A 10801-nucleotide genomic window follows, 5' to 3' on the forward strand; every position below is an offset into this window, starting at 1 on the left:
TTAAAAAGTGATTGATCAGGAGACACCAACATGGCCAGCAGAGGCGTTAATAAAGTGATTCTTATCGGGAATCTGGGTCAGGACCCGGAAGTCCGTTACATGCCGAACGGCGGCGCGGTCGCTAACCTGACTCTGGCCACGTCGGACAGCTGGCGCGACAAACAGACCGGCGAGCAGAAGGAGCGCACCGAGTGGCACCGTGTCGCACTGTACGGCAAGCTGGCTGAGATCGCCGGTGAGTACCTGCGCAAAGGCTCCCAAGTGTATATCGAAGGCCAATTGCGTACCCGCAAATGGCAGGATCAGGGCGGCCAGGACCGCTACACCACGGAAGTCGTGGTTGATATCTCCGGCAGTATGCAAATGCTGGGCGGCCGCGCTGGCGGCGGCGCTCCGGCCGGTGGCAACATGGGCGGCAATATGGGTGGTGGTAACGCGCCGCAAGGTGGTTGGGGTCAGCCGCAACAACCGCAGCAAGCCAACCAGTTCAGCGGCGGCGGTCAGTCCCGTCCGCAGCAAAGCGCGCCGATGCCGAGCAACGAACCGCCGATGGATTTTGACGACGACATTCCGTTCTGATAACCATCATCAATACCGGGGCCAACACAGGTTCCGGTATGGATGAACAGGTTCAAGGATGAACCCAGTTAGCACATGAATCAGGAAAAGGATGAGGATACTGCCTATGTCACGTTCATTTGAATTACAGAGAATTTCCGAAGCTCATCGTCAGGCAATGTTGCAATCCGTATCTCAGCAATCAGACCGCCCAGGTTCAGCAAGTGTGGCTGCCACCGCCAGAACCCTTTCTCAGGCAGAGTTAAACTCCCTCATTCATCAGGCAATGAGTCAGGTACTACGTTCAAACGACGACCAGAAATAAAACCGACAGTTGACTGAAAAACCGTTGCTGTTAACAAAGGAAGTTATTTCATCGAGATGGAAATCAATAATTCCCCGGTTATGGATAATGCAAAATCCTGGGTCTTTCAGTTGCTGGTAAAAAGCCCAGAAGACAGTATTGGCTTGATAGCCTACTCATTTTATAAACTTGAAAAAAACCAATACGCCGAAAAATTACGAACCACAGGGAAAACCACACAGGAAATTGATCTTGCCGTAAAGCAATTTCATGAACAGGTTGTACATACTCAACTGCGTTTATACCCAAAATAATTCGAGTTGCAGGAAGGCGGCAAGAGAGAGAATCCCGATGAGCTTACTCAGGTAAGTGATTCGGGTGAACGAACGCAGCCAACGCACCTGCAACTTGAAGTATGACGGGTATAGATGCTTATCGTGATAACGCCAGAACAATGTTTTCTCGCCTGCTGGAAGACTGGGAAGAAGAAATCAGGAAGGATTATCAACAGCAGATCGATATCATCGAAAATAAAAATGCAGAAATAGAAAACCTCAGAAAAGAAATAGATAGAAAAAGCAAAGCAATAGCTGAGAGCGATATAATAAAAAACCAAGCCATTGAACATGCTAAAGAAGAAGCCATCAAAGAGTTTTTTCGTGCTGCATCAAGAAAAGAAAAACAAAAAGTACCCATTGCGTTACGTATACTATTCTGGATATGGAGCGGGTTTTCAGGAATTATCGCCAGCGTTCTCTTATTTATGAGCCTGTAAATAATTCTGTGTAATTGCCACCGTATTAAAGGTGATCGCTCAGGCGGTCACCGAACTCGATAATAAAACGGCTCATCGCCAGCCGCCAGTTTTGGATCGGCATATTCCATTTTTTCGACGCCGCCTGGATCGCCAGATAAATCACTTTACGTACCGAGTCATCTGTCGGGAACACCTTACGCTTCTTAATCGCCTGCCGGATAACACTGTTAAGCGATTCGATAGCGTTGGTTGTGTAGATGGCCTTGCGGATATCAGTCGGATAGCCGAAGAACGTATTGAGATTTTCCCAGTGTGCGCGCCAGCTTTTGCTGATTTGCGGGTATTTTTCATCCCAGACGTCGGAGAACTTGTCCAGCGCCATCAGCGCCGCTTCCTCGGTTGGGGACTGATACACCGCTTTCAACCCACTGGTGACCCCTTTGTAATCCTTCCACGATACGTATTTCAGGCTGTTTCGCACCATATGGATGATGCACAACTGGATATGCGTTTGCGGGTAGACACTGTTTATCGCATCCGGGAAGCCCTTCAGACCGTCCACGCAGGCAATCAGGATATCCTGAAGTCCCCGGTTTTTAAGCTCCGTCAGCACATTGAGCCAGAACTTCGCGCCTTCGTTTTCGGCCAGCCACATGCCCAGCAGCTCTTTCTGGCCTTCGGTGTTAATACCCAGAGCGAGGAACACCGCTTTGTTGATGACACTGCCGCTATGACGGACCTTCACCACGATACAATCAAGATAAACAATAGGATACAGCGAATTTAGTGGACGATTTTGCCATTCTGTCACCTGCTCTTTAACCGCATCGGTCACTTTGGATATCAGCGTGGGAGACACATCAGCATCGTACATCTCTTTGAATGTAGAAACGATTTCTCGAGTCGTCATACCTTTGGCGTACAGGGACAAAATCTGGCTATCCATCTGCGTGATACGCGTCTGATTTTTCTTTATCAGTTGCGGCTCAAAGGTGTTTTCGCGGTCACGTGGCGTGCTCAGTTCAATCTCACCGTCGTCGCATAACACGGTTTTAGACGAGTAACCATTTCGGGTATTAGAGCCTGATTTAGGAGCATTTTTCTCGTGCCCGAGATGGTCAGTCAGCTCTGCATTGAGAGCTGTTTCGACGGTTAACTTCGTCAGCATGCGGGAAAACGCATTGAGGTCGGCTTCGGTTTTAAGGCCTTTAGCCAATTCAGCAGCCAGTGCTTTGAGTTTCTTTTCGTCCATCGTTTGCCTGTCTCCGTTGTTGGAGTGAACATATCAAAAACAGGCAATTACACAATTTTAATTACAGTCTCCGTGAGCCGGTAATTCACGCCGCACCGGTGCCGTCACCTGCGTAATACGTTTATTTGCCAGCGCGTTTAATAACACCTGATGGCCGACCAGCCCGGTTGCGCCCACGAGTAGTAATTTCATTCGTATTCTCCCTGTTTGGTGGTGAGCCGTGATCAGGTATGATAATTCATGCATAACAACAGTTCACCAACGAAATAATGCTGAATACAGAAATTAAAAAATAGGGTATAGCCAGCCACTTAACGACCTTATTACTTTAAAAAATATGAAATATATTTTTTCATCATGGCTAATTTACGTATTATTCTGCTTAACCTACGAATACTCTTTTCAGCTCGTACATCATCAGCAATACTGTCTTTTATTAACTATACCCAAAATAATTCGAGTTGCAGGACAACACGCATTGCGTGTTGAACAACGCAACGCGTTGGCCCGTCAGGGCAAGGCTCATTAGAGCCTTGTAACGCGGCAATCGAGCGACAAATTCGTCGGGAACGAATTTGACCAGCCAAAGGCTGGCCTCTGGTGAGAGACAGGATGTCTCTCATTTCATCCCCAGGAGCTTACACAAGTAAGTGACTGGGGTGAGCGAGGGCAGTCAACGCACCTGCAACTTGAAGTATGAAGGGTATAAACCTCTGCACTAAAAATAGGGTAAAGAGGGTCATTTAATAAAGGAAACCCCATGATCCACGCCGCTATCCATTATCTGACAAAACAGTTGAATCAATACCTGAAAAATACCTTGAACCTGCATGATGACGTCGTGGTGATTGCTAATCCGGCCGATGACGACGGCAAAATGTTTCCGCTGACGAAAAATAAGCTGGTGGTCTTTGTGTCGAATATTGAAAGGGAAACGCTGGCGCACCGGAGCAATACCGCCCACCCCGGCAACCGCTTTGCCGTCGGCACGCCGCCGTTATTTGTGCGGGTATCGATGGTGGTGGCGGCGAATTTTACCGGCACGCAATATGCGGAAGGATTGCAGGTGATCGCCCATGCGATGGCATTCCTTCATAAAAACGCCTTGCTTAACCGTTATAACGCCCCAGATATGGACCAGGAAATTGAGCAACTATTACTGGAAATGGACAGCCTGCCGCGTCATGAGCTCGGAAATATGTGGACGATGCTGGGTATCCGTTATTTGCCGTCGGCGGTATATCGCCTGCGGGTGAAAATCGCCGACAGTCAGGCCATTCAGGCTCAGGCAGACGGCATCAGGCAATTGCAGACCACCGTAGCCAAGGATTAACCGCCATGAGCGATTACAGCCCGTTATTTCAATTGCGTATCGAGCATGAGTTTTTTGCCGGCGGTAGCGGGCTGCCGTTTTATGGCGAACTATCGGCCTCCAGCCAACAGGCTGCGGCGCACGCCGGGCTGCTGATTAAGCCGTTGGCAGACGGGCTGCTGGTGCTGGCGGATCGGGCGCAGCGCGCCGCCTTGCAGATAACCGACGCCCTGATGCTGCGGTGGTGGTTTGGCAGCCGGGAGCCCGACTTTTTCAGCTATACCGCGCTGAGCGGGTCGATGGAGCGTGAAACGCCGTACTTTCATTACACGCTAAGCGGGGCGGAAACCGACGAAGTGCGCCTTCAGGCAGCCGATAACACGGCACCGGAGGATGGGACGCCGTTGCCCCTTAATCTGCGTTCCCGGCCAAAAGAGCGGGCCTGGCTGGTCGATATCGATATTCGCGCGGCGGCGATAACAGCATTCCTTAACCAGCGAGCTGCGCCGTTATTGATTATGCCGTTTCGCAGCCAGCGACGGCGCTGGAAATATCTATTCACCGCGCCTTATGTGAATAAGCACTCGCGTATTCAGGATAGTCGCCAGAAGAATCCGTTTGATTATCTCGGCACGGAAGTACTGGCTAATGGTCAACACGCTCAGGCATTTATTTCCCGTGAGCCGTTAATAATACAAAAAAGGTCTGATTATTATTTTCAGCTTTATCAGCAAGACAAATTATTAATGGAGCGATTACCGGTAGCCATGCCACGACATCAATGTCGGTTGAATACCAATAGATTATCCGAAAGCGTATTTGAAATTATTGTTAACTGACGCGACCCCCAAAATAACAGGGCAGTAAGAAATATCGGCGCAAGCACTATCCTCTTTATTGGTATCGCAAAGCGCGGGTGGTGATACCCAAAATAATTCGAGTCGCAGGAAGGCGGCAAGAGAGAGAATCCCGATGAGCTTACTCAGGTAAGTGATTCGGGTGAACGAACGCAGCCAACGCACCTGCAACTTGAAGTATGACGGGTATATATATCAAGCAGAAGGAATAAAACTATGGGCGTAATGAAAACCCCTGGCGTTTATATTGTTGAAAAAAATGCCTTCCCTAATTCAGTGGTGGAAGTCGCTACCGCGGTGCCGGCATTTATCGGTTATACCGAAAAAGCGGAAAACGGCGGCGTATCGCTACGTAATAAAGCATGGCGTATTACCTCGATGTCCGATTTTCGCCATTATTTCGGCGGCGCACCGCTGCATAAATTCGATATCGTTGAAAAGACCGATAAAGTCTCGGGTGATGCCGCCTTCAGTCAGGCCGGCAAAACCTATGCCCTGACGCTGGCGAATACCCGTTATCTGCTGTACTACAGCATGTTGTTCTTTTTCCAGAACGGCGGCGGCCCTTGCTATATCGTCTCGGTAGGGGGTTATCAGGACGCCATCGACGCCGATGCGCTGAAAAACGGCATCACGCCGCTGCTCAAAGAGCCGGAACCCACCATGGTACTGACGCCGGAAGCGGTGTGTCTGAAAGAAGACGACTGCATCAACGTACAGCAGGCGGTGCTGGCGCATTGCGGCGGCACCATGAAAAACCGCATCGCGATTCTCGACGTCTGGGAAGGCTATAAAGACCGGCAAGACCCCAGCGGCGACTGTATCGCCAACTTCCGTTCCAAACTGGGCATCAATTATCTGGATTACGCCGCCGCGTACTACCCGTGGCTGAATACCTCGATTATTCAGGACAGCGAGATTAACTTCACTCATATCAACAATCTGGACATTCTGACCACCGTGCTCAATGCCGAGATTGCCGGCGCGTTTAAAGAGCTGGACGGGCTGAGCCCAGAGCAGTTGAACAGCGGCGGCAACAAGCTAAAAGCGGCCAAAAAACAGCAAATGCTGGATGAAGTCGCCAAACTGACGGTGGAACAGGGCGAAGCGGAAAAAGCGCTGCTGCATAAAATTCTGTTCTCTATCAGCCCTATCTACAAAAGCATTCTGGAGAACATCCGGCGTCAACAAAACCTGCTGCCGCCCGCCGCGTCGATGGCGGGCATCTACACCATGGTGGATAACGCCCGCGGCGTGTGGAAAGCCCCGGCCAACGTCAGCCTGAACGCGGTGGTATCGCCCAGCGTGAACATCAGCGCCGACGAACAGGAAGACCTGAACGTCACCACCCAGGGGAAATCGATCAACGCGCTGCGCACCTTCACCGGCGAAGGCACGCTGGTGTGGGGCGCACGCACGCTGGACGGCAACAGCCTTGACTGGCGCTACGTCAATGTGCGCCGGACCATGATCATGCTGGAGGAGTCAATCAAACAGGCGGCCAAAGCCTACGTGTTCGAACCCAACACCGCCAATACCTGGGTGTCGATGGAGAGCATGATCGAAAACTTCCTGTTCGGTATCTGGAAACGCGGCGGGCTGGCCGGCGCATCGCCGGAAGATGCCTACAGCGTGGATGTCGGGCTCGGCAAGACCATGACGCCACAGGACATTCTGGAAGGCATTCTGCGTATTACCGTGCTGGTGGCCATCAGCCGTCCGGCCGAGTTTATCGAAATCACCTTCCAGCAGCAGATGCAGAAATCCTGATACTGGCGGTATGACATTTTAACGACTGTAGGTTTTTGATGACTTCAGGCTTTTGATAAATAAAGATTTTATTACCCTCTTCAAGGAGAACACTCATGGCAGATGACGGTTCCGCTCAGTCAAACACCGTATGGCCGATGCCCAAATTTCACTTTGAAGTGAAATGGGACGGCGGCGCGGGCGCCAGCATGGTGGCGTCGTTTCAGGAAATTACCGGCCTGGATATCGAAGCCCAGATAATCGAATACCGCGCCGGCAACAGCCCGGTATTTTCCACCATCAAAATGCCCGGGATTATCAAATCCGGCAATGTGACGCTGAAAAAAGGCATTTTCGTCAAAGATAACAACTTCTACGACTGGTTTTCGAAAATCAAGATGAACACCATCGCCCGCACCGCCGTCACCATCAATTTGCTGGATGAAAGCGGCAGCCCGGCCATGACGTGGAAGCTCAAAAATGCCTGGCCGACCAAAATCAGCGGGACGGATTTGAAATCAGACGGCAATGAAGTGGCGGTTGAAACCATCGAACTGGCGCACGAAGGGCTGGAAGTCGCGGTGTAATCGCCTATTCGCGGCGTGAGGGCCGGTTAATGCAGTGGGCTGCCGCTGTATTAACCCGGCAATCTGGCTTAGCCAATAACCAGACCCGGTAATACCGATGCAAACACAATCGCCCGGCGGCGACTGGCCGCTACCCGCGTTTTATTTCAGCGTCAATATCGACAACAGCGGCGACGACCAGGCTTTTCAGGAAGTCTCCGGCATCGAAGCGCAGATTGAAACCGAGCCCTTCACCGAAGGCGGCAATAGCAGCGTCTACCATTTGCCGATAGCGGTAAAACAGGGCCCGCTGAGGCTGCGCCGCGGCCTTGGCGCCACCGATTCACCCCTGGTGCGCTGGTGCAAAAGCTGTTTTGAAGGGTTGTTGAATAGCCCGTTGGTCACCAAAGAGGTAAGCGTCAGCCTGTTGAACGAACGGGGCGACCCGTTGCGGGTATGGCTGTTTTATAACGCCTACCCCATCAGTTGGAAGATCGAGAGCTTTCACGCCACCCGCAATGCGGTAGCGATTGAAGAGATTGTCCTGTGTTTCAGCCGCTCCAAACGCAAACAGTAACCGCAAACCACATAAGGCAGCCCCATCATGACGATAGAAGTACGACAACTGACGATTTATTCCCGTGTCATCCAGCCGCACGACGCCGAGGAAACGGCGCAACCGCAACCGGGTGCGGAAAACCGCGACGACGGCAGCCAAACCGGCCCGCACGCCGCCGCGTCGGGCACCCTTGCGTTGCATCATCTGCACACCGAGCCGCGGGAACGCTAACCGGAGCCGTCTATCATGCAGAAGCTGACCATCCGCACTCTCGATAAAAAACAGCAATTTGACGTGATGCTCAATCCCGCCAACATTCGTCATGAGCATGGCATCAATTACACCAACCGGCTGGCGGCGGGTAACCGCACGCTCGGCAGTCTGGCGCCGCGCCTCGATTTTGCCAGCTACCAGAGCGAGAGCCTCAGTTTCGAGCTGATGATTGACGGCACCGGCGTGGTGGAACAGCCGCAGAAAACGGACGTCGCCGGCCACATCACCCGGCTTAAAAACGTGGTGTACCGCTATGTCGGCGACAAGCACGAACCCAGCGTGGTGGTATTAACCTGGGGCACGCTGTCATTCAAAGGGCGACTGACCCGCCTTGACATCCGTTATTCGCTGTTCGATGCCGCCGGAGCGCCGCTACGCGCCACCGTCGGGTTGCGTTTCGACAACTATCTGGACAGTAGCGAGCAGGCACTGCGCGCCAATCGCTCCTCGCCCGACCTTACCCACAGCGTGATGGTCAAACAGGGCGATACCCTGCCGCAACTGTGTTACGCGGTCTATCAGGACAGCGCCTATTACATAGCGGTCGCCCGTTATAACGACCTGAACAGCGTGCAGCATCTTGTGCCGGGCACCCGGCTCTATTTTCCCCCACTGGCCTGATGGAGCGACGACATGGCGGATTCCCCGGCAACACGCAGCAACGGCGTCGTCACCTGCACCATCAAGAGCAACGGCACCGAGATAGGCAACGCGATTCAGGTGTTGTCCATTCACATCTGTAAGCAGGTGAATCATATCGCCCGCGCGGAGCTGACGATTCAGGACGGCGATATGCCGCAAAACCGCTTTTCGCTCAGCAGCGGCGAGTTGTTCAAACCAGGCAACACGCTGACCATCGCCGCCGGTTACGCCAGTCAGGAACAGGTGTTGTTCGAGGGCATCATCATTCGTCACGGCATCAGCCTCGGCGGCGACGGTCATTCGCGACTGCGGATCGAATGCCGGGACAACGCCATCGGCATGACGGTGGCGCGGCGTAACAACAACTACCTTCGGCAGAAAGACAGCGATATTTTAAGCCGCCTGATTCGCGCCTGCGCCGGGCTCCGCGCCCGTGTCGATACCACGCAAACACAGCACGACGAACTGGTGCAGTTCAACTGTACCGACTGGGATTTTCTGCTCACCCGGGCGGAAGCCAACGGGCTGGTGGTGTGCAACGACGACGGCACCGTCGCCGTCACCGCCCCGCCGCTGAGCGCCTCGCCGGTGTTAACCCTCACCTACGGCGACGACCTGATGTCGCTGACGGCCGACATCGACGCCCGTCATCAGTTTAGCGCGGTCACCGGCGTCGGCTGGGACATCAAAAACCAGCAGCCGTTGCAGGAAAAAGCCGCCGCGCAGTCCGTCAACCGGCAGGGCAACCTGAGCGCCGACCAACTGGCCGGCGTGCTGGGGCTGACGGAGTTCCGGCTGCAAAGCGCCACGCCGTTACCGGCTACCGCACTGCGGGCGTGGGCGAGCGGTCAGCAAGTGAAATCCGCCCTGTCGCGCCTGCGCGGCACCCTGACTTGTCAGGGCTGCGCCCGCGCCCGCATCAATACGCTGATCGAACTGGCCGGGGTCGGCGCGCGTTTCAACGGCCACCTCTATGTCGGCGGTGTTCGCCATCATATTCAGGACGGACAATGGCTGACCTACATCGATTTCGGTATGCCGCCGGTCTGGTCGGCCGAACATCGGGACCTGACGCCGCCGCCCGCTGCCGGCCTGCAGCCCGGTGTGGACGGGTTACAGATAGGCATCGTCAAAAAGCTGGACGGCGACCCGCAACAGCAGCACCGCGTTCAGGTGTCGGTGCCGGTGATGCAAGCGGAAAACGACGGAGTGTGGGCCCGGCTGGCCAGTTACTACGCATCGACCGGCATCGGGGCGCAGTTCATGCCGGAAGTGGGCGACGAGGTGATTCTGGGTTACTTCAACAATAACCCGTCGGACCCGGTGATCCTCGGCAGTCTGTACAGCAGCAAAAACCCGCCGCCGGTCACGCCGGAAGCCAAAAACACCCTCAAAACGCTGATGACCCGCAGCCGGTTAACGTTGCAGTTCAACGAAGAGGACAAGGCCATCACCCTGACGACCCCCGGCGGCAATCAGGTGGTGCTGAGCGACAAAGACAAAACGGTGACGCTACAGGACCAAAACGGCAACCGCGTGATGCTGGATTCATCCGGCATCACGCTGGATAGCCCGAAAAACATCACCCTCAGCGCCAAGGGCAACATCGAACTCAGCGCCGGGCGCACCGTCGAACTCAGCGCCAAAGCCGACGTCACCGCCGCCGGGATGAACGTCAGCCTGTCGGCTAAAACCGGCCTGACCGCCAAAGGCAACGCCACCGCCGAACTGTCGGCCTCCGGCCAAACCGTGGTGAAAGGCGGCATCGTGATGATCAACTAGCGTTGACTGACTGAGGACAGTAGAGCGGTGGTTATCGAATGTCTGAAAGAAGTGAGTAACACAGATGCAGAAATAGCATGGCCTTTTCTGGCGTCAAAACTGTGCTGAGGCGGGCGACTTCGCCGGGTGAGCCGCATGGACGATGAAATGGACGCTCCTACTTGACGGCATCGAATGTGCCAAACTGAGA

Annotated in this window: 14 protein-coding genes; 12 read left to right on the forward strand and 2 right to left on the reverse strand. The window is 53.8% G+C overall.

Features of this window, described 5'->3' with window-relative positions:
- Positions 1–30: 30 nt before the first annotated feature.
- The 4 genes from ssb1 to FDP13_RS21665 all read left to right on the forward strand — a co-directional run bounded on the left by ssb1 (position 31) and on the right by FDP13_RS21665 (position 1637).
- Positions 31–579 carry a single-stranded DNA-binding protein SSB1 gene (ssb1, locus tag FDP13_RS11895; RefSeq protein WP_012768452.1) on the forward strand — a complete coding sequence of 183 codons (549 nt, stop codon included), beginning with the start codon at positions 31–33 and terminating at the stop codon, positions 577–579.
- A gap of 106 nt (positions 580–685) precedes the next feature.
- Complete coding sequence (locus FDP13_RS11900; RefSeq protein WP_234424404.1) at positions 686–883, forward strand: hypothetical protein; 198 nt, start codon at positions 686–688, stop codon at positions 881–883.
- Positions 884–939: 56 nt separating this feature from the next.
- Positions 940–1176 carry a hypothetical protein gene (locus tag FDP13_RS11905; protein ID WP_143839516.1) on the forward strand — a complete coding sequence of 79 codons (237 nt, stop codon included), beginning with the start codon at positions 940–942 and terminating at the stop codon, positions 1174–1176.
- A 101-nt stretch (positions 1177–1277) separates the two neighbouring features.
- Entirely contained in the window at positions 1278–1637 is a 360-nt protein-coding gene (locus FDP13_RS21665) for a hypothetical protein (protein ID WP_199886328.1), read from the forward strand.
- Positions 1638–1662: 25 nt separating this feature from the next.
- Here the strand turns inward: FDP13_RS21665 and FDP13_RS11910 are convergent, their stop codons facing one another.
- Together FDP13_RS11910 and FDP13_RS21930 are read right to left on the reverse strand one after the other, a co-directional pair.
- Positions 1663–2871 (reverse strand): IS256 family transposase, encoded by a 1209-nt coding sequence (locus FDP13_RS11910; RefSeq protein WP_143839517.1) that lies wholly within the window; start codon positions 2869–2871, stop codon positions 1663–1665.
- A 57-nt stretch (positions 2872–2928) separates the two neighbouring features.
- On the reverse strand, positions 2929–3063 hold the full coding sequence (locus tag FDP13_RS21930) for a hypothetical protein (protein WP_255582275.1): 135 nt from the start codon (positions 3061–3063) through the stop codon (positions 2929–2931).
- Between the two features lie 568 nt (positions 3064–3631).
- On the opposite strand from FDP13_RS21930, the gene FDP13_RS11920 reads away from it, so the two are divergent.
- The 8 genes from FDP13_RS11920 to vgrG all read left to right on the forward strand — a co-directional run bounded on the left by FDP13_RS11920 (position 3632) and on the right by vgrG (position 10611).
- Entirely contained in the window at positions 3632–4204 is a 573-nt protein-coding gene (locus tag FDP13_RS11920; RefSeq protein ID WP_143839518.1) for a DUF4255 domain-containing protein, read from the forward strand.
- 5 nt (positions 4205–4209) lie between these two features.
- On the forward strand, positions 4210–5022 hold the full coding sequence (locus FDP13_RS11925; protein WP_143839519.1) for a hypothetical protein: 813 nt from the start codon (positions 4210–4212) through the stop codon (positions 5020–5022).
- A gap of 234 nt (positions 5023–5256) precedes the next feature.
- Positions 5257–6810: a phage tail sheath C-terminal domain-containing protein gene (locus tag FDP13_RS11930; protein ID WP_143839520.1), complete on the forward strand. Its 1554-nt coding sequence runs from the start codon at positions 5257–5259 to the stop codon at positions 6808–6810.
- 95 nt (positions 6811–6905) lie between these two features.
- Positions 6906–7376: a phage tail protein gene (locus FDP13_RS11935; RefSeq protein ID WP_012768442.1), complete on the forward strand. Its 471-nt coding sequence runs from the start codon at positions 6906–6908 to the stop codon at positions 7374–7376.
- Positions 7377–7473: 97 nt separating this feature from the next.
- On the forward strand, positions 7474–7932 hold the full coding sequence (locus FDP13_RS11940; RefSeq protein WP_143839521.1) for a phage tail protein: 459 nt from the start codon (positions 7474–7476) through the stop codon (positions 7930–7932).
- A 27-nt stretch (positions 7933–7959) separates the two neighbouring features.
- Positions 7960–8145, forward strand: a complete 186-nt coding sequence (locus tag FDP13_RS11945) for a hypothetical protein (RefSeq protein ID WP_027710945.1) — start codon at positions 7960–7962, stop codon at positions 8143–8145.
- Positions 8146–8160: 15 nt separating this feature from the next.
- Positions 8161–8808: a peptidoglycan-binding protein gene (locus FDP13_RS11950; protein WP_143839522.1), complete on the forward strand. Its 648-nt coding sequence runs from the start codon at positions 8161–8163 to the stop codon at positions 8806–8808.
- Positions 8809–8820: 12 nt separating this feature from the next.
- Entirely contained in the window at positions 8821–10611 is a 1791-nt protein-coding gene (gene vgrG, locus FDP13_RS11955; protein WP_143839523.1) for a type VI secretion system tip protein VgrG, read from the forward strand.
- The last annotated feature ends 190 nt before the right edge of the window (positions 10612–10801 follow it).

The sequence above is a fragment of the Dickeya sp. ws52 genome (assembly GCF_007210685.1).
GTDB classification, from domain to species: domain Bacteria; phylum Pseudomonadota; class Gammaproteobacteria; order Enterobacterales; family Enterobacteriaceae; genus Dickeya; species Dickeya chrysanthemi.

Coding starts and splice junctions, on each gene's coding strand:
- FDP13_RS11950 (WP_143839522.1), top strand. CDS start 8,161: ATGCAGAAGCTGACCATCCGCACTCTCGATAAAAAACAGCAATTTGAC.
- FDP13_RS11940 (WP_143839521.1), top strand. CDS start 7,474: ATGCAAACACAATCGCCCGGCGGCGACTGGCCGCTACCCGCGTTTTAT.
- FDP13_RS11945 (WP_027710945.1), top strand. CDS start 7,960: ATGACGATAGAAGTACGACAACTGACGATTTATTCCCGTGTCATCCAG.
- FDP13_RS11925 (WP_143839519.1), top strand. CDS start 4,210: ATGAGCGATTACAGCCCGTTATTTCAATTGCGTATCGAGCATGAGTTT.
- ssb1 (WP_012768452.1), top strand. CDS start 31: ATGGCCAGCAGAGGCGTTAATAAAGTGATTCTTATCGGGAATCTGGGT.
- FDP13_RS11935 (WP_012768442.1), top strand. CDS start 6,906: ATGGCAGATGACGGTTCCGCTCAGTCAAACACCGTATGGCCGATGCCC.
- FDP13_RS11920 (WP_143839518.1), top strand. CDS start 3,632: ATGATCCACGCCGCTATCCATTATCTGACAAAACAGTTGAATCAATAC.
- FDP13_RS21930 (WP_255582275.1), bottom strand. CDS start 3,063: ATGAAATTACTACTCGTGGGCGCAACCGGGCTGGTCGGCCATCAGGTG.
- FDP13_RS11910 (WP_143839517.1), bottom strand. CDS start 2,871: ATGGACGAAAAGAAACTCAAAGCACTGGCTGCTGAATTGGCTAAAGGC.
- FDP13_RS11900 (WP_234424404.1), top strand. CDS start 686: ATGTCACGTTCATTTGAATTACAGAGAATTTCCGAAGCTCATCGTCAG.
- FDP13_RS11930 (WP_143839520.1), top strand. CDS start 5,257: ATGGGCGTAATGAAAACCCCTGGCGTTTATATTGTTGAAAAAAATGCC.
- vgrG (WP_143839523.1), top strand. CDS start 8,821: ATGGCGGATTCCCCGGCAACACGCAGCAACGGCGTCGTCACCTGCACC.
- FDP13_RS21665 (WP_199886328.1), top strand. CDS start 1,278: ATGACGGGTATAGATGCTTATCGTGATAACGCCAGAACAATGTTTTCT.
- FDP13_RS11905 (WP_143839516.1), top strand. CDS start 940: ATGGAAATCAATAATTCCCCGGTTATGGATAATGCAAAATCCTGGGTC.